This is a genomic window from Lysobacter sp. CC-YZS074 (genome assembly GCF_056739745.1).
Map to the genome: position 1 here is coordinate 1,244,841 of NZ_CP200301.1, position 20,176 is coordinate 1,265,016.

Annotated in this window: 23 protein-coding genes; 5 read left to right on the top strand and 18 right to left on the bottom strand. The window is 70.2% G+C overall.

Annotation, left to right across the window (positions count from 1 at the left end):
• The first annotated feature begins 56 nt into the window (after positions 1-56).
• A complete protein-coding gene (gene pmbA / locus U8331_RS05590; protein WP_481132612.1) occupies positions 57-1,427 on the top strand; it encodes a metalloprotease PmbA in 1,371 nt (456 codons plus the stop codon).
• A gap of 184 nt (positions 1,428-1,611) precedes the next feature.
• Positions 1,612-1,959, top strand: coding sequence for a DUF4870 domain-containing protein (locus U8331_RS05595; RefSeq protein WP_481132897.1), 348 nt, complete (start codon positions 1,612-1,614; stop codon positions 1,957-1,959).
• Positions 1,960-2,412: 453 nt separating this feature from the next.
• Here U8331_RS05595 and U8331_RS05600 read toward each other — a convergent pair whose 3' ends face one another.
• From U8331_RS05600 to U8331_RS05620, 5 genes are all read right to left on the bottom strand, one after another.
• Positions 2,413-3,294, bottom strand: a complete 882-nt coding sequence (locus tag U8331_RS05600; RefSeq protein ID WP_481132613.1) for a polyprenyl synthetase family protein — start codon at positions 3,292-3,294, stop codon at positions 2,413-2,415.
• Entirely contained in the window at positions 3,287-3,550 is a 264-nt protein-coding gene (locus U8331_RS05605; protein ID WP_481132614.1) for an exodeoxyribonuclease VII small subunit, read from the bottom strand. The genes U8331_RS05600 and U8331_RS05605 overlap by 8 nt, the downstream gene beginning before the upstream one ends.
• Before the next feature lie 32 nt (positions 3,551-3,582).
• Positions 3,583-4,980 (bottom strand): tRNA lysidine(34) synthetase TilS, encoded by a 1,398-nt coding sequence (gene tilS, locus U8331_RS05610; RefSeq protein WP_481132615.1) that lies wholly within the window; start codon positions 4,978-4,980, stop codon positions 3,583-3,585.
• A 185-nt stretch (positions 4,981-5,165) separates the two neighbouring features.
• Positions 5,166-5,399 (bottom strand): hypothetical protein, encoded by a 234-nt coding sequence (locus tag U8331_RS05615; protein ID WP_481132616.1) that lies wholly within the window; start codon positions 5,397-5,399, stop codon positions 5,166-5,168.
• On the bottom strand, positions 5,399-6,358 hold the full coding sequence (locus tag U8331_RS05620) for an acetyl-CoA carboxylase carboxyltransferase subunit alpha (RefSeq protein ID WP_481132617.1): 960 nt from the start codon (positions 6,356-6,358) through the stop codon (positions 5,399-5,401). Before U8331_RS05620 ends, U8331_RS05615 begins: the two co-directional genes overlap by 1 nt.
• Before the next feature lie 150 nt (positions 6,359-6,508).
• Between U8331_RS05620 and U8331_RS05625 the strand changes: the two genes are divergently transcribed.
• Positions 6,509-7,573, top strand: a complete 1,065-nt coding sequence (locus U8331_RS05625; RefSeq protein ID WP_481132618.1) for an NADH:flavin oxidoreductase/NADH oxidase — start codon at positions 6,509-6,511, stop codon at positions 7,571-7,573.
• Positions 7,574-7,600: 27 nt separating this feature from the next.
• Here the strand turns inward: U8331_RS05625 and U8331_RS05630 are convergent, their stop codons facing one another.
• From U8331_RS05630 to U8331_RS05645, 4 genes are all read right to left on the bottom strand, one after another.
• Complete coding sequence (locus U8331_RS05630; protein WP_481132619.1) at positions 7,601-8,743, bottom strand: alpha/beta hydrolase; 1,143 nt, start codon at positions 8,741-8,743, stop codon at positions 7,601-7,603.
• A 178-nt stretch (positions 8,744-8,921) separates the two neighbouring features.
• A complete protein-coding gene (locus tag U8331_RS05635; protein ID WP_481132620.1) occupies positions 8,922-9,329 on the bottom strand; it encodes a GFA family protein in 408 nt (135 codons plus the stop codon).
• 24 nt (positions 9,330-9,353) lie between these two features.
• The gene (locus U8331_RS05640; RefSeq protein ID WP_481132621.1) at positions 9,354-9,701 is read right to left on the bottom strand and encodes a GFA family protein; all 348 of its coding nucleotides are present in this window, start codon (positions 9,699-9,701) and stop codon (positions 9,354-9,356) included.
• A gap of 52 nt (positions 9,702-9,753) precedes the next feature.
• Positions 9,754-10,110 (bottom strand): DMT family protein, encoded by a 357-nt coding sequence (locus U8331_RS05645; RefSeq protein ID WP_481132622.1) that lies wholly within the window; start codon positions 10,108-10,110, stop codon positions 9,754-9,756.
• A 161-nt stretch (positions 10,111-10,271) separates the two neighbouring features.
• Here U8331_RS05645 and U8331_RS05650 point away from each other — a divergent pair, with 161 nt between their 5' ends.
• Positions 10,272-10,829 carry an outer membrane beta-barrel protein gene (locus tag U8331_RS05650; protein ID WP_481132623.1) on the top strand — a complete coding sequence of 186 codons (558 nt, stop codon included), beginning with the start codon at positions 10,272-10,274 and terminating at the stop codon, positions 10,827-10,829.
• Between the two features lie 63 nt (positions 10,830-10,892).
• On the opposite strand, the gene U8331_RS05655 is transcribed toward U8331_RS05650, so the two are convergent.
• From U8331_RS05655 to U8331_RS05680, 6 genes are all read right to left on the bottom strand, one after another.
• Positions 10,893-13,973 (bottom strand): efflux RND transporter permease subunit, encoded by a 3,081-nt coding sequence (locus tag U8331_RS05655; RefSeq protein ID WP_481132624.1) that lies wholly within the window; start codon positions 13,971-13,973, stop codon positions 10,893-10,895.
• Positions 13,970-15,148 (bottom strand): efflux RND transporter periplasmic adaptor subunit, encoded by a 1,179-nt coding sequence (locus tag U8331_RS05660; RefSeq protein ID WP_481132625.1) that lies wholly within the window; start codon positions 15,146-15,148, stop codon positions 13,970-13,972. The genes U8331_RS05655 and U8331_RS05660 overlap by 4 nt, the downstream gene beginning before the upstream one ends.
• A gap of 85 nt (positions 15,149-15,233) precedes the next feature.
• On the bottom strand, positions 15,234-16,064 hold the full coding sequence (locus U8331_RS05665; protein ID WP_481132626.1) for a hypothetical protein: 831 nt from the start codon (positions 16,062-16,064) through the stop codon (positions 15,234-15,236).
• Positions 16,065-16,265: 201 nt separating this feature from the next.
• Complete coding sequence (locus tag U8331_RS05670; protein WP_481132627.1) at positions 16,266-16,598, bottom strand: TfoX/Sxy family protein; 333 nt, start codon at positions 16,596-16,598, stop codon at positions 16,266-16,268.
• 36 nt (positions 16,599-16,634) lie between these two features.
• Entirely contained in the window at positions 16,635-17,186 is a 552-nt protein-coding gene (locus tag U8331_RS05675; protein ID WP_481132628.1) for a YdeI/OmpD-associated family protein, read from the bottom strand.
• Between the two features lie 60 nt (positions 17,187-17,246).
• Entirely contained in the window at positions 17,247-18,152 is a 906-nt protein-coding gene (locus U8331_RS05680) for a DUF2268 domain-containing putative Zn-dependent protease (protein WP_481132629.1), read from the bottom strand.
• A gap of 177 nt (positions 18,153-18,329) precedes the next feature.
• On the opposite strand from U8331_RS05680, the gene U8331_RS05685 reads away from it, so the two are divergent.
• Positions 18,330-19,019, top strand: a complete 690-nt coding sequence (locus tag U8331_RS05685; RefSeq protein ID WP_481132630.1) for a hypothetical protein — start codon at positions 18,330-18,332, stop codon at positions 19,017-19,019.
• Between the two features lie 33 nt (positions 19,020-19,052).
• Here U8331_RS05685 and U8331_RS05690 read toward each other — a convergent pair whose 3' ends face one another.
• From U8331_RS05690 to U8331_RS05700, 3 genes are read right to left on the bottom strand one after another with little or no spacing between them, the layout of a single operon-like run.
• Positions 19,053-19,274 (bottom strand): hypothetical protein, encoded by a 222-nt coding sequence (locus tag U8331_RS05690; RefSeq protein WP_481132631.1) that lies wholly within the window; start codon positions 19,272-19,274, stop codon positions 19,053-19,055.
• Positions 19,271-19,702 carry a VOC family protein gene (locus U8331_RS05695; RefSeq protein ID WP_481132632.1) on the bottom strand — a complete coding sequence of 144 codons (432 nt, stop codon included), beginning with the start codon at positions 19,700-19,702 and terminating at the stop codon, positions 19,271-19,273. The genes U8331_RS05690 and U8331_RS05695 overlap by 4 nt, the downstream gene beginning before the upstream one ends.
• On the bottom strand, positions 19,699-20,175 hold the full coding sequence (locus U8331_RS05700) for a helix-turn-helix domain-containing protein (RefSeq protein ID WP_481132633.1): 477 nt from the start codon (positions 20,173-20,175) through the stop codon (positions 19,699-19,701). The genes U8331_RS05695 and U8331_RS05700 overlap by 4 nt, the downstream gene beginning before the upstream one ends.
• Position 20,176 lies beyond the last annotated feature (1 nt).

Here is a 20,176-nt window from a genome sequence, read left to right on the forward strand (position 1 = left end):
AACATCACTGAAACGCCCCGGGCCCGGCCCGGGACAACCGTTGCAAGGATAAGCCATTGAACGACATCGCCCCCTCGACCGCGCCCTTCCATGCCGACAGCGAAGCCCGGCTCGACGCCCTCGCCGCGCTGTCGCAGCGCCTGCTCGACAGCGCCCGCGCCGCCGGCGCCGACCAGGCCGAGGTGTCGTGCTCGGAGGAGGCCGGTCTCAACGTCAACGTGCGCATGGGCGAGGTCGAGACGGTCGAGTCGACCCGCGACCGCGGCATCGCCGTCACCGTCTACTTCGGCGGCCGCAAGGGCAGTGCGTCGACCGCCGATCTGCGCGAGGAGAGCCTCGCCGCGACGGTCGAGCAGGCCTGCGCGATCGCCCGCCACACCGAGCACGACCCGGCGGCGGGCCTCGCCGACGCCGGGCTGATGGCGACCGACCTGCGAGAGTTCGACAGCTGGCACCCGTGGGCGCTCGAGGCCGACCACGCGATCGACCTGGCGCTGGCCTGCGAGCAGGCCGGGCGCGACTTCGACCCGCGGCTGGAGAATTCCGACGGCGCTTCGGTCGGCAGCGGCAGCAGCCTGTCGGTGTACGCCAACTCGCACGGCTTCACCGGTCGCGAGCGCAGCACCCAGCACAGCCTGGGGTGTGCGCTGATCGCCGGCCGCGGCGCCGACATGCAGCGCGACGGCTGGTACACGATCGCGCTGTCGGCCGACGGGCTCGAGGCGGCGTCGGCGGTCGGGCGCCGGGCCGCGGAACGCGCGGTCTCGCGCCTCGCCCCGCGGCAGGTGCCGACCGGCGAGTACCCGGTACTGTTCTCGGCCGAGGTCGCCCGCTCGCTGATCGGCCACCTGCTCGGCGCGGTGTCCGGCGGCGCGCTGTACCGCCGCGCCAGCTTCCTGCTCGACAGCGCCGGGACGCAGCTGTTCCCGGACTGGTTCGCGATCGACGAGCTGCCGTTCCTGCCGCGCGGCTTCCGCTCGGCCTCCTTCGACGCCGACGGCGTGGCCACCCGCGAGTCGCCGCTGGTCGCCGGCGGCGTGCTGCAGCGCTACATCCTTGGCAGCTATTCGGCGCGCCGGCTCGGCCTGCAGACCACCGGCAACGCCGGCGGCGTGCACAACCTGCAGGTCGCCGCCAACGCCGGCGACCTCGATTCGATGGTGGCCGGCATGGGGCGCGGCCTGCTGGTCACCGAACTGATGGGGCAGGGCGTCAACAGCATTACCGGCGACTACTCTCGAGGCGCGGCCGGGTTCTGGGTCGAGGGCGGAAAGCTGCAGTACCCGGTCGACGGCATCACCATCGCCGGGAACCTGAAAAAGATGTTCGCCGCGATCGAGGCGGTCGGCAGCGACGTCGACCCGCGCTCGCACGTGCGCACTGGCTCGATCCTGGTGGGGAAGATGACGGTCGCCGGTGAGGGCTGAGCCGAGGGGTGACGGTTGGCGGTTGACCCGGCGCCCCGACGGCGGGACATTCACGTTTCCATCACCCAGGAGAAGCCGCGTGAACCAGCCTGAAAACGACTCGCCCGGCACACCGCCGCCGTTCGACCCGCCGCCGGCCGCAGCCGCGGCTTCGGGCTACTCCGCCGAGGAGCGCCAGTGGGCGATGTTCGCCCATTTGTCGGCGTTGATCGGCGGCATCCTGACCGCCGGCTGGGCCGGCAGCATCGGCTGCTTCATCGGGCCGCTGATCATCTGGCTGGCAAAGAAGGACACGATGCCCTTCGTCGACGACCAGGGGAAGGAAGCGCTCAACTTCAACATCACCGTCGGCATCGCTTTCCTCGCCCTGCTGCTGCTGTCGATCATGACCCTCGGCATCGGCCTGATCATCGCCATTCCGGGATGGGTCATCATCGGTATCGCCTGGCTGGTGCTGACCATCATTGCCGGCATCAAGGCCAACGAAGGCGTGGCCTATCGCTATCCGCTGACGCTGCGGTTGATCAAGTAAGCGGAGTCGTCCCCGCGCCGGGGTGGCGCGGGGACGGCCGTGGTTGGGCTTCGATGTAGGAGCGACGTGAGTCGCGACCTGTACACGGTCCCGGGCGTTCGGCGGGTCGCGACTTACGTCGCTCCTACAACGGGAATGGCGCTCGGCCCAACAGCGCCGGGCCTTTTGCGGGTGCCCGGGCTTTTCCAGCCTTCCAGGGTCCCGGGCGTCCGGGCTTTTCGGGTCTTCCCGTGTCCGGGGCTGTTGTAGGAGCGGCTTCAGCCGCGATCCGATGGTTGGCGATTCGCGCCGTTTCCAGATCGCGGCTGAAGCCGCTCCTACAGGGGTTACAACGGTTCCGGGTCCAGATGGTTTGGGGCTTCGGATTCCCGGATTCCGAGATTTCGGTGCCCGCCCGGTTCCGATTCCGATTCCGGTTCCCGCGCCCTCGACCCTCGACCCTTGATCGCGTCGCTACCGATCGCGTTCCACCGCCATCCGCCCAAGCGCACGCAGCCCATCGGCACGCCCACCAAACGGCACAAGCGCATCCGTCATCGCGGCCACCAGCTCCTCCAGCCGCTCGCGCGAGGCTGTCATTCCCAGCAGGGCGGGGAAGGTCGCCTTGTCCTGCGCCGCGTCCTTGCCGGCGGTCTTGCCGAGCGTGGCGCTGTCGCCTTCGACATCGAGGATGTCGTCGCGGACCTGGAACGCCAGACCAAGCGCGTCGGCATAGCGGTCCAGCGCGTTCAAAGCCGCAGGGTCCGCACCACCGCACAGCGCGCCCATCCGCACCGCGGCGCGGATCAGCGCGCCGGTCTTGAGCGCGTGCAGGCGCTCGAGGCCCGCCACGGTCATCGCGGTGGCGTGGCCGGTGGCTTCCAGGTCCAGCGCCTGCCCGCCGCACATGCCCGCGACGCCCGCGGCGCGGGCGAGGGTACGCAGCAGCTCGACCTGGAAAGTCGGCGCGAGCGGCGTCCCGGTGAGCACCTCGAAGGCGAGCGACTGCAGCGCATCGCCGGCCAGGACCGCGGTGGCTTCGTCGAACGCGACGTGCACGGTCGGTTGGCCGCGCCGCAACTCGTCGTCGTCCATCGCCGGCAGGTCGTCGTGCACCAGCGAGTAGGCGTGGACCAGTTCGACCGCCACGGCCGGGTGGTCGAGAGCGGTGGGGTCGGCGTCGAACAGGAAGCCGCTTGCGTGCACCAGCAGCGGCCGCATGCGCTTGCCCCCGAGCAGCACCGCGTGTCCCATCGCCGCGTGCAGGCGCTGGGGCGAGGCGGCCGGATCGGGAAGTGCGTGCGCCAGCGCGGCGTCGATGCGCTCGCGCCAGGCGGCCAGGCGCGGGTCAGGCATCGGGTGAGGACGGCGGCGCGAACGGCTCGGCCCCCGCCGGATCCTGCGGGTCGCTGAGCAGGCGCACGCGCAATTCCGCCTGCTCCAGCGCGGTCTGGCAGCGCCGGTAAAGACCGACGCCGCGCTCATACGCGGCCAGCGACTCTTCCAGGCTCATGTCGCCATGCTCCATCTTCTCGACCAGCTGCTCGAGCGCGTCGAGCGAGGTCTCGAAATCAGTGACCGGCGAGGCTTCGGGATCGGTTTGGCGTGGCATGGGTGCAAGTGTGGAGGGCGGTCGGGGGATGGTCAACGCGACCGGCGCACGGTGGCCCGACCGTCCTGCGGCAGGCCGGGGCGCCACTCCAGTCGCAGGTTCCGCTCGCCGAGCCAGCGCTGCAGCCGGGCCGACAGGATGCGGTCGCCGGCCGCCAGGAGTTCGCCATCGGCCGTCGACAGCAGCGGCATCCGGTTGCGCTGCCACGGCGGAATGCCGGCGTCCTGCAGCACGTGCTTGAGTGCGTGTGAATGGTCACGACCCGGGAGGGTGATGCGTTCGCCACCGAGGCGGAGGTGGACGGTGACCGGGTGGTCGAAAGCGATCTCAAGCGATGCGCGGCCAGTACATGGCTGCCCCCTGCCTGCCCCACCCGCGGCATTGCGCGCTCCTACAGAAGCCCCGAGCAGCAACATTCCGCCGTCGGGCAGCGGCAGCGGTGCGGCCCCGTCCCAGCGTTCCCGCCACCCTTCCGGAAGAGGCGGCGGCACCGGCCCCGCATGTAGCTGGTCGCGCCACGCCTGCAGCACCGCACCCGCCCATTCGTAGCGTGCCGTGGCATCGGCGCGTGCCGGGAGCAGCGTCGCCTCGACCTGCGCGACACCGCCGCCCGGCAACGGCGGCAACCCGAGCGTCTCGATCCATCGCCGCAACACCCGTGCGCGTCGGGCCGGCGGCAGTGCCCGCAGGCGCGAACGGGAAAGTACCGAGCTGTTCCTCGCGTCTCCGACTTCAGCCAATGCGCGCGCATCCTCCTGGGCCAGCAACGCCGCTGCCTCGCCGCAGAGCGCGGCCGATGCCGCAAACGCCACAGGCGCATGTGGCCATCGTTCCGCCAGCAGCGGCAGCACGTGCCGGCGCAGGAAGTTGCGATCGAAAGTCTCGTCGCTGTTGCCCGGATCCTCGATCCATCGGAGCCCGTGCCGGCCGGCGTACTCGTGCAGCGCGGCACGCGGTACATCCAGCAGCGGTCGCCACAGGTACCCACGGCCGAAATCGCGCCACGACCGCATCGCTGCCAGGCCGTCGGGGCCGGACGCGCGCAGGGCACGCAGCAGGAAGGTTTCGGCCTGGTCATCGCGGTGGTGGGCCAGCGCCAGCACCTCACCGTCGCCGAGGACGTCGGCAAACACCGCACGGCGGGCCTGCCTCGCCGCGCCCTCCAGCCCGAGGCCGCTGTCGCGCGGGACATGGATCCCTGAAACACCCAGCGGCACCGCCAGCGTCGCGCACGTGGCGGTGCAATGGTCGGCCCATTCGTCCGCCAGCGGATGCAGGCCATGGTGCACGTGCACGGCGCGAAGGCCGCGGCCGCGCACCGACGGGTCGGTCGCGAGCAGGTGTAGCAGCACGGTTGAATCCAGGCCGCCGCTGAAGCCCACGCACAGCGGCGCGGCGGCCGCGGGCAGCCGTGGCAGGTCGAGGCTCATGGCAGCGATGGTGGCACGGCCGGGACCGTCGAGTAGGGCTGTCGTGTGTGCAGGAGCGACATGAACGCGATCGGGCAGGCGTACGGAAACTGCGTCAGCGCTGTCACCGAAGCGGCATTCGGCTCATCCGCATACGACGCCCTCTTGTCCAACCGCCGCGACGGGCAACCGTCGTAACCGGAACTCTAGGGACGCCAGTTGCGCCGCCGCTGCGGCGCTGCGGCTCCGAGGTCGTCCTCATCCATGCGCCGGGCCTTGGGCGGCGCCAGCAGGCAACTGGCGGCGACCAGCAGGCAGGCGGCCGCCAGGCCGGCGGAACCCATCGCGACCAGCACGTTGGCGGACAGCGCGAACCACGCGGCCGTGCCGAACAGCGCGCCCACGATGGCCCAGTACAGTGCAGCACCCCGGCCGAACATCACGCCGCCTCGTACGCGCCGTAGCTGCGCAGGCGCTCGTAACGGCGCTGCAGCAGTTCGGCGGTGGGCAGGGCCTCGAGCGCGTCGAGTTCGTTCATCAGCACCGTCTTGAGGCGGGTGGCCACCTGTTTCGGATTGCGATGGGCGCCGCCGGTCGGTTCGCGCACCACCTTGTCGACCAGCCCGAGGCCGTGCAGGCGGGTCGCGGTCAGGCCGAGCTGCTCGGCGGCGTCCTTGGCCTTGCCGGCGTCCTTCCACAGGATCGACGCGCAGCCTTCCGGCGAGATCACCGAGTAGGTGCTGTATTGCAGCATCACCGTGCTGTCGCCGACGCCGATCGCGAGCGCACCACCGGAGCCGCCTTCACCGATCACGGTGCAGATGATCGGCACCTTCAGCTCGGCCATTTCCAGCAGGTTGCGCGCGATCGCCTCGGACTGGCCGCGCTCCTCGGCGCCGATGCCGGGGTAGGCGCCGGGGGTGTCGATGAAGGTCAGGATCGGCAGGCCGAAGCGCTCGGCCAGCTTCATCAGGCGCAGCGCCTTGCGGTAGCCCTCCGGACGCGGCATGCCGAAGTTGCGGCGGATCTTGCTCTTGGTGTCGCGGCCTTTCTCGTGGCCGATGATCACCACGCTGCGGCCGTCGATTCGGCCGAGGCCGCCGACGATCGCGGCGTCGTCGCTGTAGGCGCGGTCGCCTGCCAGCTCCTGGAACTCCTCGCACATCACCCGGATGTAGTCGTTGGTGTGCGGCCGCGCCGGGTGGCGCGCCAACTGCGAGACCTGCCACGGCGAGAGGTCGCGGAAGATCTGCGCGGTGCGCTTGCGCAGCTTGTCCTGCAGCGCGTGGACCTCGGCGTCGGCATCCACCGCCGAGCCGTGGCTGGCGTGGCGCAGTTCCTGGATCTTGGCTTCCAGATCGGCGATGGGCTGTTCGAAATCGAGGTAGTTCGGATTCATGCGGTGCGTCTCGGGCAGTCGGGCTGCCGGTCAATCGGGACAGTCTAGCCGACCGCCGGTGACCATACCGAGGTGTCCGGACACGTACGGTGACGCCCCCGCGACCGGGTTCCGGGCATGCTTCCGGCTCGGTAGCCACGGAGTCCCGCCTTGCCTCGTCTGTTCCAGCCCCTGACCCAGCGCAGTGTCACTTTCCGCAATCGCCTGGCCGTATCGCCGATGTGCCAGTACTCGGCGCGCGACGGACTCCCCGATGACTGGCACCTGGTGCACCTGGGCAGCCGTGCGGTCGGCGGCGCGGGCACGGTGATCGCCGAGGCCACGGCGGTATCGCCGGAAGGCCGCATTTCGCCGGCCGACACCGGACTGTGGAACGAAGCGCAGACGCACGCGTGGGCGCGGATCAACCGCTTTATTGCCGAGCAGGGTGCGGTGCCGGCGGTGCAACTGGCCCACGCCGGGCGCAAGGCCAGCACCGATGCGCCGTGGCGCGGTGGCGGCGCGGTAGGGCCGGAGGAGGGCGGCTGGATCCCGGTGGCACCGTCGGCGGTGCCGTTCGACCCCGCCTCGCCCACGCCGGAGGCGCTGGATCCGGGCGGCATCGCCCAGGTGGTGGAGGACTTCGCGGCCGCCACCCGGCGCGCGCTGGACGCGGGCTTCGAGCTGGTCGAGATCCACGCCGCCCACGGCTACCTGCTGCACGAGTTCCTGTCGCCGCTGTCCAACCGCCGCGACGACCGCTATGGCGGCGGTTTCGACAACCGTATACGGCTGGTGCTGGAGGTGGTCGACGCCGTCCGCGCCGCATGGCCCGAGCGCCTGCCGCTGTGGCTGCGCATTTCCGCCACCGACTGGGTGGAAGGCGAGGGCTGGGATGTCGGGCAGAGCATCGCCCTGGCGGAACGGGTGAAGGATCGCGGCGTCGACCTGATCGACGTGTCCAGCGGCGGCACCGTGCCGAACGCGAAGATCCCGTTGCAACCGGGCTACCAGGTGCCGTTCGCCTGCCGAATCCGTCGCGAAGCCGGCGTCGCCACCGGCGCGGTTGGCCTGCTCACCGATCCCGCCCAGGTCGAACGCATCGTCGCCGAGGAAGAGGCCGACATGGTGCTGCTGGCCCGCGAGCTGCTGCGCGACCCGTACTTCCCGCGCCGCGCGGCCCATGCGCTCGGCGCGGAACTGAAGGCGCCGCCGCAGTACGGCCGCGCGTGGTGAGTCGCACGTCCCTCCGCGGTCCGGAGCTCACTCAGCGGCGATCGGCGCCGGACACGCACCCGGCGCGGTCGCCAGCGGCCGGACATGGCGCAGCAGGCTGACCAGCGTCTTCCCGGGCTCCTCCCACGGAACCATGTGCGAGGAGTGCTCGAACCACACGGCGGCCTTGCACGGCGCGTCCATCCGCGCGATCCAGTCCGCGGTCGGCGCCGAAGGCGTGGTGTAGTCGTGCCGGCCCATGAACATCACGACGGGAATCGGGAACGACGTCACGTCGCTGAAGTCCACTTCGAGGAACTCCGGGAGGATCCGCCCCAGGGTGAACACGTTACCGGCGCTGATGGCGGCCACGTCGGCGTCGTCATACTCCGGTGACAGCCGCGGACCCTGGAAGTAGTACGGCGACTCGGGGCGGTAGGCGGTCATGCCGCCGTAGTGCTGCGCCCATTTGCGCGCCGCGACGATGCGCTCGCGGGTGATCGGGCGGTCGCCGGGATACGGCGCGATCGCCTCCAGCTCCGCCACCGCCTCGGCGTTCCCGTGCGTCTTCGCCTGCTGCAGGCCATGGGCGAAGCTGAGCCGTTCGTTCTCGCGCACGTCCACCACTTGGCCGATGCCGACATAGGCGTGGAACAGGTCCGGCCGTTGCAGCGCGGCATGGGTGGCGACGATGGTGCCCCAGCTGTGGCCCATCAGGATCAGCTTGTCCTTGCCCAGCCGCTCGCGCACGTGCTCGGCGACCTCGATCGCGTCGGCGACGTAGTTGGGGATGTGGATGGTGTCGGCGATCGCCTCCGGGTCGGTCTCCAGGAATGTCTTGCCGGCGCCGCGCTGGTCGTAGTGGACGACGGTGAAGTACTCCTCGATCGGCCGCTGGAACTGCCACGCGGTCGGCATCGAGGGCGAGGCCGGGCCGCCGTGCACGAACAGGATGACGGGGTTCGCACGGTCCTGGCCACGGATGTTGATCCACTGGTCGATGCCGCCGATGCGGGTCTTGTAGGTTTCCTGCACGCCCTCGGGTGCGGCGATGCGGCCGAGGTCGGCGACGGCGGTGCGCATCCGGGTACACAGTTCGTCGCACGCGGGTTCGGACGACGCCTGCGCGCGGCCTGCCGTCGGCAGGCAGGTGGCGGCAAGCAGGGCAATGGCCAGTGCAATGTGCTTCATGGGGCCTCCAGTGACGGACGGGCGTGGCGGGCGCGGGACCACCTACGGCCACACCCTATCGGCGCGGCGGAGCCGGTCGCGCGTGCCGGAAGCCCTTTCAACCTTCGCGCACCGCACCGCATCGCTCCACGCGAGTGGAAGACGAGTCGATGTTGTCGGCAACGATCGCGAGGCGGGCTCAGGCCTGCGCGCGGTCGGACGGGTGGTTGACCCCGTCCTCGGTTGGCACATCCGCGATCCTCAACGGGTTGATGCCCTCCAGGCAGCCGACGTTGTAGCCGTACTGCTCCGGATTGGAGCGACGCTGGTGGTGCGTGTAGATGCCGCATTCGCCGCAGAAATAATGCCGCGCCACGCGTGTGTTGAACCGGTACAGCTTCAGCTGAGCGGCCCCCTTGACCACGTGCAGCCCGGCCAATGGCACCGACGCCACCACCGCGCCCTTGCGACGGCAGATCGAGCAGTCGCAGCGGCGCGGATCGACGATGCCGTCGGGCAATTCGAGTTCCAGCTCCACGCTGCCGCAATGGCAGCTCGCCCGGTGGCGCGGCAGGACCGCTACGCCATCCACTTCCCTGATGCCCATGCGGTGCTCCGTTGCGGCGCCGCGTCAGGCGGCGCGGCCGTCGAAATGGTTGACCTGCAGCGAGTCCAGATCGACCTCCTCCAGGCAGCGCACGTTCACCGCCGCCATCGCCTGGCCGTCGGGCGTGGCGCCTTCGCCGAAGACGTGGATGCCGCAGGTCGGGCAGAAGTTGTGCTTGATGACGTGCTTGTTGAACGTGTACGTGCCCATGTCGTCCGCATCGCCGACCAGTTGCAGCTGCGCGCGCGGCACGAACCACAGCAGCGAGCCGCGCCGGTGGCACATGGAACAGTTGCAGGCCAGCACGCCGTCGATATCGCCTTTCACCTCGATCGCGACCTTGCCGCAATGACAACCGCCCCGGTACTTCATCCTCGACTCCGTGCAATGGGCTGGAACGCGGACTATACGACCGCGCCGCGGGTCACGCGCCCGCCCAGCGGTCGCGGAAGATGAAGTACACCGCGCCGACGATGCACAGTCCGGCCCACAGGTAGTCCAGCTTGAGCGGCTCGCGCAGGTAGAAGAACGAGAACGGCACGAACACCGCCAGCGTGATCACCTCCTGCAGGATCTTCAGTTGCGCGATCGAGAAGACCGTGAAACCGATCCGGTTGGCCGGGACCTGCAGCAGGTACTCGAACAGGGCGATGCTCCAGCTGGCCAGCGCCGCGACGATCCAGGGCTTGTGGCCCAGTTCCTTGAGGTGGGCGTACCAGGCGAAGGTCATGAAGACGTTGCTCAGCGTGAGCAGACCGATGGTCAGCCAGGTGGCTTGCATGGGAGTCGGGCGGGTAGGGAGGGGAGAAGATCATGCACCGTGGGGCCGTTTCCGCCGCGGCTTAACCGGAGCTTTAACGAAAATTTGACACGTCTGCATCGGCCGCCCATCCTGCGCGCCGCCCAAGCGTGGGCGTCATAACAACGAAGGATCGCAGCACCATGAAGAACACCCTGATTCTGTCCTCCGCCCTGGCCCTGGCCGCGCTGACCCCGGCGGCGATGGCCGCCGAAGGCAGCGCCGGCTACATCCGCGGTGAAGTCGGCCGCAGCGATGTCGAGCTGGAGTTCGATGGCCTCTCCGCCAGCGAGGAGGACACCTCGGCCACGTTCGGCGGCGGTTACTGGTTCAACCAGAACTTCGCCGTCGAAGGCCACATCGGCACCCTCTACACCGAGTACCTGGGTGACGACGTCGACCTGGACCTGGTCTCGTTCGGCGCCGGGATCGCCGCCAAGAAGAACTTCGGCGGCGCGCACACCGGCTTCTTCATCGGCGGCCGCGTCGGCGTGGCGCGCCTGACCGCGCAGCTGCGCGAGGACGACTTCGACGTCATCGACGACGAGCATTCCACCAAGCCGTACTTTGGCGCCAGCGTCGGCTACGACTTCAACCGCCGCTTCGGCCTGTCGCTGAACTGGGACCGTCGCCAGGCCGATTTCAACGGCGTGGACGTCGACGTCGACACCATCGCGGTCGGCGGCGAGTTCCGCTTCTAAGCCGGCATCGCCCGCAAGAAAAGACGGCCGCCTCCGGGCGGCCGTTTTTGTTTGCGCGGGCACTCAGGTGGCCGCGTCGGCCACCTTTCCGCGCCGGAAGCGCCGTGCGGACCAGTCGCCGACGTCGTGCAGCACGGTATACGCCGCCGGCACCACGATCAGGCTCAGCAGGGTGGAGGTGATCAGCCCGCCGATCACCGCCCACGCCATCGGCGCGCGGAAGCTCGAATCGCCCGACAGCCCGAGTGCCAGCGGCATCATGCCGGCGCCCATGGCCAGCGTGGTCATGATCACCGGGCGGGCGCGCTTGCGGCAGGCGTCCACCAGCGCGTCGTGCTGCGACAGACCGTGCTCGTCCTCGGCCATCACCGCGTAGTCGACCAGCAGGATCGAGTTCTTGGTCGCCACGCCGATCAGCATCAGCAGGCCGATCAGCGCCGGCAGCGACAGCATGTTCTGGGTCAGCAGCAGCGCGCCGAACGCGCCACCGGCCGACAGCGGCACTGCGGTCAGGATGGTCAGCGGCTGCACCGGATGGTTGAACAGCAACAGCAGCACCATGTAGATGCAGACGATGCCGGCCGCCATCGCCAGCGCGAACCCGGTGAACAGCTCGACGAACACCTCCGCGTCGCCGGTGTTGAGGAAGTCCACGCCGGCCGGCAGGTTCTGCACGCTCGGCAGCTGCTGCACCTCCTGCATCACCTCGCCGAGCGGCCGGCCGTTGAGCTCGGCGGTCAGGGTCACGTTGCGCTGGCGCTTGTAGCGCGAGATTACCGACGGCCCGCTGCCGGACTCGATTTCGGCGACGGCCGACAGCGGCACCGGTCCCTGGTTGCCACGCACCTGCAGCTGGCCGATCAGCGCCGGGTCGCGCAGGTCCTCGCGGGCGAAGCCGACCCTGATCGGGATCTGCCGGTCGGGCAGGTTGAGCTTGGCCATGCGCTGGGTGTAGTCGCCGGCGGTCGCCACGCGCGCGGCCTCGGCGATCTCCGCGGTCGCCACGCCCAGGTCCGCCGCGCGCGCGGGCTGCGGCACGATGCGGATCTCCGGCCGCAGCAGCGAGGCCGACGAAGAAATGCTGCCGAGCCCCTCGAGCCGGCGCAGGTCGCGCTCCACCGCCGCCGCCGCGGCATGCAGCGTCTCCGGGTCGTCGCCGGCCAGCACCAACTGCATCAGCCCGCCGGGTTCCGCGCTGACGAAGCTGACCCGCGTGCCCGGGAGGTCGGCCAGCCGCTCGCGCACTTCCTGCTCCAGCACCTGCTGGCTGCGGTCGCGGTCGTCGGCCGGGCCCCAGTCCACCACCAGCGTCGCGGCGCGCGGGCTGCCGCTGCCGGTCTTGGACGGGTCCCCCAGGTCGAGCGCGGCGCCGACCATCGTGAACACGCTGTGCAGTTCGGGCATCGAGGCCAGCGCCGCGCGCGCCTGTTCGGCGACGGCGGTGGTCTCTTCCAGCGGCGTACCGGGCGGCAGCTCGACGCTGAGGTTGCTGCGGCCCTGGTCGGTGGTGGGGATGAAGGTGGTCGGGATCAGCGGTACCAGGCACAGCGACAGCACGAACAGGCCGAACGCCACCCACAGCGTGCGCCCCCGGTGGCGCAGCGCGGCGTCGACCCACCCCAGGTAGCGCTGCATCAGGCGCGACTCGCCGGCGTGGTCCTCGTGCGGCTTGAGCAGGTAGGCCGCCATCATCGGCGTCAGCAGGCGCGCGACCAGCAGCGAGAACAGCACCGCGGTCGCCGCGGTCCAGCCGAACTCGCGGAAGAACTTGCCGGCGATGCCGGGCATGAAGGCGACCGGGATGAACACCGCCGCCAGCGTCATCGAGGTCGCGATCACCGCGGTGCCGATCTCGTTGGCGGCGTCGCGCGCGGCCTCCAGCGGGGTCTTGCCCATGCCCAGGTGGCGCACGATGTTCTCGATCTCCACGATCGCATCGTCCACCAGGATGCCGACCACCACCGACAGCGCCAGCAGCGTGATCATGTTGAGCGAGAAGCCGAGGAAGTAGATCACCGCGAAGGTCGGGATGATCGACAGCGGCAGCGCCACCGCGCTGACCCAGGTGGCGCGCCAGTCGCGCAGGAACAGCCACACCACCAGCAGCGCCAGCAAGGCGCCCTCGTACAGCATCGCCATCGACGATTCGTAGGAGCGTTCGGTCTCGTCGACCATGTTGCTGACCAGCTCGAACTCCACGCCGGCGTTCGCTTCGGCCAGGCCTTCCAGGGTCGCCTTGACCTCTTCGGCCACTTCCAGCTCGTCGGCGCCGCGGCTGCGCGAGATCGAAAACGCGACCACCGGCTCGCCGTCCAGCAGCGCCGCCTGGGTCGGGTCGGCGGCCGCGTCGCTCACCGTCGCGATCGACGACAGCCGCACCGCGCGGCCGTCGGCCAGGCTGATCGTGTAGTCGCGCAGGTCCTGCACGTCCTCGACGGTGCCGACGGTGCGGATGGTCTGCTGTTCGCCGCCGATCTCGGCGCGGCCACCGGGCCGCTCGACCTGGATCAGCGCCAACTGCTGCGACACCTCCGCGGCGGTGACCCCGAAGGCCAGCAGCTTCTGCGGATCGAGGTCGATCCGGATCTGCCGCTCGATGCCGCCGATGCGCGACACCTGCGCCACGCCGTCCACGCCGTACAACGCCCGCGACACCTCGCGGTCGACGAACCACGACAGCTGGTCGGGCGCCATCGCCGGTGCGGACACCGCGTAGGTCAGCAGCGCGCCGCCGATCTCGACCTTGCTGACCAGCGGTTCCTGGATGTCCTGCGGCAGGTCGGTGCGCACGCGCGTCACCGCATCCTTGGTCTCGTCGAGCGCCTCGTCGATGTCCACTTCGAGCTCGAACTCGATCATGGTGGTGCTGACGCCCTCGGTGACCGTCGACACCACGCGCTTGATGTCGGGGATGGTCGCGACCGAATCCTCGATGCGGCGGGTGACTTCGGTTTCCAGCTGCGACGGCGACGCGCCCGGCTGCAGCACCGTCACCGTGGTCATCGGGAACGCGATGTCCGGGAAGCGCGCCACCGGCAGCTGCAGGAAGCCCCAGATGCCGGCCACGCACAGCACGAAGAACACCATCACCGCCGGCAGCGGCCGCCGGATGGCCCAGGAGGAGAGGGTGCCGCCGCCGCTCATGGCGTGGCGGCCGGAGCCGGCGCGGTGGCCGCTGGGGCGGGTGCGGGTGCGGGTGCGGGTGTGCCGTTGCCGGCGTCCGGCGACGCGTCACCATTGCCGGGCGCGACCACCCGCACCACGTCGCCGTCGGCGAGGAAGCCGGCGCCGCGGGTCACCACCTGCGCACCTTCCTCCAGCCCGCCGCGTACCTCGACGTAGCCGTGGTCGGTCGCGCCTCGCTCGATCCGCGCCATCCGCGCGGTGCCGTCCTCGACCACGAACACCGACGGGAACCCGTCGCGCAGCACCACCGCGGCCACCGGCACCACCGGCACCGTGGCCAGGCCGGTGTTGATCCGGCCTTCCAGATAGGTGCCTGGCTGCAGGTCGGCCGGTTCCGGCAGGTCGGCGAATACGGTGCCGGTGCGGCTGGCCGCGTCGACCCCCGGCGACACCGCACGCACGGTGCCGACCACCACGTCGCCGTCGCGGTCGTGCAGTTCGACGCGGTCGCCGGGGCTGACGTCGCCCAGGTCCGCGGCCGGCAGCTCGGCGCGCCATTCCAGCTCGCCATCCTTGATCAGCCGCAGCAGTTCGCTGCCGGCCGCGACCACCTGGCCGGGCTGCACCAGCCGCGCCGAGATGATCCCGTCGGCCGGTGCGCGCAGGGTGGCGAAGTCGCGTCGCAGTTGCGCCGCGTCACGCGCGGCACGGGCGGTGCCGACGCGGGCCTCGGCCTGGGTGCGAGCCGCGCGCAGCTCGTCCAGCGACGCCGCGCTGATGTACTGCCCACCGGCCAGCTGCTCGCCGCGCGCCAGGTTCGAGCGGGCCAGCGCCGCGCCCGCCTCGGCCTCGTTGAGCGCCGCCTGTGCCTGCGCCAGGTCGGATTCGAGCGTGCGCGCGTCCAGCGTCAGCAGGACGTCGCCACGGTCGACCTCCTCGCCCTCGTCGACGTTGACCGAGGTGACCCGCAGACCGCTCAGCTCGACGCCGAGCTGCATCTCCTCGACCGGCGTGACCGGGCCCGACGCGGTGACACCGCTGGCCAGCTCGCGCCGGACCAGCGGCGCGGTGGTGACCGCCATGCCCGCGTTGGCGTCGTTGGCGGCGTCCTCGGCAGCCCCGTCCCCGCCGCAGGCGCCCAGCGTCAGGCAGAGACAGGCCAGCGGCAGCCAGGTGCGGAAGGACACGGGCATGGGGAACTCCGGCGGCGGGGACGCGGCAGTGTACTGGTCAGTACATCAATTCCCCTTTCACCGCGTCGCCGTCGGGCGGATCGAGTCAGTCGGCGAGTGCGACGTCTTCGCCGAACGCGGCAATGCGGAAATTGCCGAGCGCCAGGCGCGCCCCGTGCTCCATGCGCATTGGCGCTTCCAGGTAGAACTGGCGCGACGGATTGCCGCGGAACAGGCGCGCATCGCCGATCTTCCGGCCGTCCAGGTAGACCCGCATCTGGTCGCCATCCACGCTGATCGCCACCGGCAATACCCGGTTGGCGTAACCGCGCAGGTCGAACTCGGCGGGGTGGTAGTAGTCGGTGGCCGAGCTGGAGACGAGGAACTCGTCGTCGTTGAAGTACTCCAGGCTCACCTCGTTGATCGTCTTGTTGTTGGCCACGCTGTTGTCGTGGGCGAAGCCGAACTTGACCGGATAGAGGTCGCCGATTTCGTCCGCCAGCGCCAACAGTTCGAACTCGACCGTGAAGCGTTGGGGAAGCTCCATCGGCGCGGCGAGCTTGAACACGCCGTTGGCCTGCAGGTCCAGCCACCGGCCGGGGATCTGCTGCACCTCGATCACCTGCCCGGAGCCGTTGGTCTGCCAGCGGCGCGGCATCGCGCCCGGCGCGGTGTCGGCGAACGAGTCCTGCAGCAGCACCCGGTCGCCGGGCACGAAATCCGATACCTGGTTGACCGGCAGCGCACGCGCCGCACCGGCCCGTTGCTCCTCCGGCGCTGCTTGCGGGTCGATCATGTCGCCCACCGCTTCGGCGGCCTTGTCTTCGACGCGGCTTTTCACCGAATCCAGCAGGCGGGAGAACTGGGCCTGCGCGGGCGTGCAGAAGGCGGCACAGGCGAGGGCGAGCGCGAGCGGGGTTGCGAACTGTCGTGTCATCGGAAACTCCATTCCAATCGGGCGATTAATGGCGCCGGCAGGAGGTCCGGTGTCCACCCCCGGTCCGGCTGGCGGATTCTCGCATGGAGCCCGATGCTCGCCGCCACCGCGTCCTGACTCCCAGCGAGCAGAGCGTCCGGAGTGCAGAGGGTTGTCGCGAGCGCGCCCGACACCTCGGCGGCGCGGGGCGACCGGTCTGTACTAGCGCTTCTTTGTCTTCGCTTTCGGTTTCGACGCCGGCAATGCCGCCTCGGTCGCCACCAGCAACGCGCGCAGCGCTTCGCCGTCGTCGAGCAGTTCGTCGGCGACGGGGTAATCCTTGGCGCCGGGGTAGGGCGGGCGCCTGGGCAGCGCGGCGGTCAGGGCCTCGGTGCCCGGTGCGGCCTTGACGAACAGGCTGTTGTCGCAGGCGAACGCGATGACCTTGCCGTGCAGGTACAGCCCGTACTCGCCGAACATGCGTTTGTGGGTCAGCGCCTCGCCCAGGTCGGCCTGTTCGGCGATGTAGTCGATGAAGTCGCGGGTGGTGGCCATGCGTAGTCCTGGGGTGCGGCCGCGGCCGTCCGTCCGCTAGTCCGCCGCTTCGGGAGCGGCGAGGCTCTTGCTGTACATGCCCGAGCGATCGAAGCAGCATGCGCGCCGCTGGCCCTTGGCGAGCTTGTCGCAGGTCACCTCGATGCGGCGCACGCGGGTCTCCTCGCGCTTGCCGGAGGTGATCCAGTGGATCCAGTCGCGACGTGCCACGGCGGTGATGTCGTCCCACACGGCCCGGGCGTCTGGCGCGGCGGCGAGGGCCTTGCGCAGGTCGGCAGGCACGTCGGGCTCGGGCTCCTTATCGGCCGGCCTGATTTCCAGCGTGACCTCGTCGCCGACCTCGGCTCCCGCGGCCTCGCGCAGTTTCGTGTCGACCTTGAGCCAGTGGCTGCCCTGGCCGTCGGGCTCCAGCGTGGCGGCGAACGGTGCACCGCCGAGGGTGCCTTCCACGCTGGTCATGCTGCGGGCAGGGAGCTTGCCGCTGGCGGCCTTGGGCAGGACGAGGAACGCCCAGGTGCCGCCCTTTTCCGGGCGGGCGGGGCGGTGGAGTTTCGCGGTGAAGCGGATAGCGGAAGTGGACGTGCTCATCGGGCCATTACTCGGGTTCCGTGATCGCGACAGCTTCGGCCCGGACGGACCGTGCCGCAACTAGTGGAGGTCGATGCCCGGCCGCCAACCGCTGGTGGCCAGAAACGCTTCCGGATCGTTCATCGCGAAAATCTCGCGCAGCGCCTGGCGCTTGTCGGCGGCCTGCCGGTAATACGCCTTGGCGATGCGATAGCCGACCCAGTAACCCAGGTCCGCGGGCTCGTCGGGCGTGCTGTTGTAGACCCAGTCGGTGAGGTCGGTGCTGTCGGCATCGGCCAGGAACGCCGTTTCGATCTCCTCCTCGCGCCCGGCGGTCAGTGTGTCCATGTAGGCGTAAGCGACGGCGCCGGTGGTCAGTTCGGTGACGAACTCCGCCACGCCTTCGACAAGCGAGACCTTCAGGACCGTGGGCTCGTCACCCTCCGGGAAGGTGATCGCCTGCTGGACATGGGCGAACTCGTGCGCGGCGACCCGCACGAAGCGGTCTTCCATGTCGGGGTTGATGAAGTCGGTCGCGCACAAGGCCTCGAGGCCGATCTGCACGCCGGTCTCGCGCGCGCCGACCGCCACCGGCTTGCCACGACCCACCGCGACCGTGATCGGCGGAAAGCGTGCTTCGGGGTAGAGGTCGCCCAGCCTGGCCATCGCCGCCGCGAGCCTGCCACGTACCCGTGGCAGGACTTCGGCGCACTCGCGCGCTTCGGAATAGATCTCCGGCCGCTTGGCGATGGCCGCGGCGATCGACTCGCCGGTGACCCGGCGCAGCCGCGCGAGTGTGTGCAGCCCGTCCGAACCGCGGTCGAGATAGTCGCGCTGCAATGCCTCGGCGGTCGGCTGACCGTTCGCCGCGTCGTAGATCGCGTAGAAGCGGTCGACATCGGCGGTTTCGATGACGGGCCCGGCTTCGTTCGCGGCCGCGCGTCCCGTCACCATGGCGGCCACGAGCGTGGCGGCGAGCAGCGCCATCCTGACCATGCTGAGCTCCAGATATTCCGAACTGCGCACCAGCCTAGCCGTGTGCCGACGGCGCTGCCATGCCATCGCCCGGGATGGAGCATCCCAGCGGCGACGTGCGCATTGGCATATGCCCGGGTTCCTGCCGCCCGGCATCATCGGCGGCCGACCCGATCAACGAGACACACCATGACCACAGCGCCGCGCGCGATTCTGGCCGCCACCCTCGCCATCGCATCGACCACGGGCGCCGCCGTGGCCGCCGAACCCCAGCCGTACACCGCCGAGCAACTGCAAAAGATCGTCGCCGACGAGCGGCCGGTGACCACCGTCGAGTCGGTCGACCACGAGCGCATCACCGCGCGCCGCATCGACCTGGTCGACGACGCCGGCGTGATCCGCATGACCCTGGCCGCGCCCACGCCGGGCCCGATCATCGACGGCCTGTCGTATCAGCGCGCCTTCCCGGTCGCCGGCATGGTGGTGTACGACCGCGAAGGCAGCGAGCGCGGCGGCTTCGGGGTGGCCGACCTCGCCGACGGTGGTACCGCGGCCGTGCTCGCGCTGGACCACGCCAACGTCGACGCGGTCGGCTGGCGGGTGATGCCGGACGGCGCGGTGGAGTTCGGCCTCAACGCCAAGCCGCCGCAGCCGCGCGAACCCACCCTCGACAACCGCGTGGTGCCGCACCCGGCCGTGCGCCGCATCGCGATGAACCTCGCCGCCGACGGTACGCCCTCGCTCGCCCTGACGGACCGGGAAGGCCGGCCGCGCCTGCGGTTGACCGTGACCGACCAGGGCTTCGGCGCGATCGAATTCCTCGACGCGGCGGGCGAAGTGGTGCAGACGCTGGCGCCGGAAGCGGCGACCGGCGATTGAAACCGGCGCCGCGCGCGGCCGCGGCTTGACCGGTCAGCCGCGCGGCTTGCCGCCCAACCTGCCGGTATACGGCAACGCAAACAGGTACAGCCCGGTCGCCAGTTGCACGAACAACGGCGGCAGCGGTGCGTAGGTGATCCACGGTGGCGGTTCGCCCGGCGCGATACCCATCGCGACGAAGTTGGCGATGACCGTCACCGTGAAGACGATCGACACCCAGCGATGGCTCTGCCGGGCCCAGCGACTCCCGCTCATGGCGTCTCCTCCGGAGAGGACTGGCCGCCGGCCTCGATCATCTTCCACCCGTTGCCGGACGGGTCGCGGAAGCCTGCGTCGACCGTGCCGTAGCGTTCCACTGGCTCCTGGGTGAACTCGACGCCGCACGCACTCAACCGCTCGTAGGCGGCGCGGCAGTCGTCCACCATCAGCACCAGCGGCGGCATCGCGCCTTTCGCCACGACCTCGCACAGCGCCTGCGCGGTGGCCGCGTCATGCACCGGCGGGCCGGGCGCGAACAGGCCGAGCTGGAACGAGGGCTGCTCCGGATGCTGCACCGTGAGCCACCGGTAACTGCCGTTGCGGGCATCCGTGTGGACGCGGAAGCCCAGCTTGCCGACATAGAACCCGAGCGCTTCATCCTGGTCGCGTACGTACAGACCGGCAACACCGACACCTTGAGTCATGGAACCTCCGTTGTTTGGCGCTTCTTTATGCCAACCCCTTCGCTGCGGCGCTTCTCCGAAACTGCGGTCCTGAGGTCGGGCCGGTGCGCCGCGCGCACCACGCACTCGGGAGCGCGTTCCGTTTCATACGCCGCAGGCTGCTCACGGGCGCGCAGCTCGCCCGGGCTTTCGCCGGTGATGTCGCGGAACACGCGTCCGAACGTGCCCAGGCTGTTCCACCCCGTTCGGTACGCAACCTCGGTGACGGGCAGGTCGGTGTCACGCAGCAGGGCGATGGCGCGTTCGATACGGCGCGTAAGCAGGTAGCGGTGCGGCGGCGTGCCGAACGCCTTGTGGAACTCCCGCGCGAAGTGCGCCTCCGACACCGCGCTGACCTGCGCCAGCCGCGCGACAGGCCACTCCTCGTGCGGCGTGGCGTCCATCCGGTCCTTCGCGCGTAGCAGCCGGCGCAGCAGTTCAGGGCTCTGCGGCATG

Excerpts from the sequence above, each read along its gene's own strand:
- U8331_RS05595 (WP_481132897.1), top strand. The coding sequence starts at position 1,612 with ATGTTCGCCCATTTGTCGGCGTTGATCGGCGGCATCCTGACCGCCGGC.
- U8331_RS05600 (WP_481132613.1), bottom strand. The coding sequence starts at position 3,294 with ATGCCTGACCCGCGCCTGGCCGCCTGGCGCGAGCGCATCGACGCCGCG.
- U8331_RS05605 (WP_481132614.1), bottom strand. The coding sequence starts at position 3,550 with ATGCCACGCCAAACCGATCCCGAAGCCTCGCCGGTCACTGATTTCGAG.
- tilS (WP_481132615.1), bottom strand. The coding sequence starts at position 4,980 with ATGAGCCTCGACCTGCCACGGCTGCCCGCGGCCGCCGCGCCGCTGTGC.
- U8331_RS05615 (WP_481132616.1), bottom strand. The coding sequence starts at position 5,399 with ATGTTCGGCCGGGGTGCTGCACTGTACTGGGCCATCGTGGGCGCGCTG.
- U8331_RS05620 (WP_481132617.1), bottom strand. The coding sequence starts at position 6,358 with ATGAATCCGAACTACCTCGATTTCGAACAGCCCATCGCCGATCTGGAA.
- U8331_RS05630 (WP_481132619.1), bottom strand. The coding sequence starts at position 8,743 with ATGAAGCACATTGCACTGGCCATTGCCCTGCTTGCCGCCACCTGCCTG.
- U8331_RS05635 (WP_481132620.1), bottom strand. The coding sequence starts at position 9,329 with ATGGGCATCAGGGAAGTGGATGGCGTAGCGGTCCTGCCGCGCCACCGG.
- U8331_RS05640 (WP_481132621.1), bottom strand. The coding sequence starts at position 9,701 with ATGAAGTACCGGGGCGGTTGTCATTGCGGCAAGGTCGCGATCGAGGTG.
- U8331_RS05645 (WP_481132622.1), bottom strand. The coding sequence starts at position 10,110 with ATGCAAGCCACCTGGCTGACCATCGGTCTGCTCACGCTGAGCAACGTC.
- U8331_RS05650 (WP_481132623.1), top strand. The coding sequence starts at position 10,272 with ATGAAGAACACCCTGATTCTGTCCTCCGCCCTGGCCCTGGCCGCGCTG.
- U8331_RS05655 (WP_481132624.1), bottom strand. The coding sequence starts at position 13,973 with ATGAGCGGCGGCGGCACCCTCTCCTCCTGGGCCATCCGGCGGCCGCTG.
- U8331_RS05660 (WP_481132625.1), bottom strand. The coding sequence starts at position 15,148 with ATGCCCGTGTCCTTCCGCACCTGGCTGCCGCTGGCCTGTCTCTGCCTG.
- U8331_RS05665 (WP_481132626.1), bottom strand. The coding sequence starts at position 16,064 with ATGACACGACAGTTCGCAACCCCGCTCGCGCTCGCCCTCGCCTGTGCC.
- U8331_RS05670 (WP_481132627.1), bottom strand. The coding sequence starts at position 16,598 with ATGGCCACCACCCGCGACTTCATCGACTACATCGCCGAACAGGCCGAC.
- U8331_RS05675 (WP_481132628.1), bottom strand. The coding sequence starts at position 17,186 with ATGAGCACGTCCACTTCCGCTATCCGCTTCACCGCGAAACTCCACCGC.
- U8331_RS05680 (WP_481132629.1), bottom strand. The coding sequence starts at position 18,152 with ATGGCGCTGCTCGCCGCCACGCTCGTGGCCGCCATGGTGACGGGACGC.
- U8331_RS05685 (WP_481132630.1), top strand. The coding sequence starts at position 18,330 with ATGACCACAGCGCCGCGCGCGATTCTGGCCGCCACCCTCGCCATCGCA.
- U8331_RS05690 (WP_481132631.1), bottom strand. The coding sequence starts at position 19,274 with ATGAGCGGGAGTCGCTGGGCCCGGCAGAGCCATCGCTGGGTGTCGATC.
- U8331_RS05695 (WP_481132632.1), bottom strand. The coding sequence starts at position 19,702 with ATGACTCAAGGTGTCGGTGTTGCCGGTCTGTACGTACGCGACCAGGAT.
- U8331_RS05700 (WP_481132633.1), bottom strand. The coding sequence starts at position 20,175 with ATGCCGCAGAGCCCTGAACTGCTGCGCCGGCTGCTACGCGCGAAGGAC.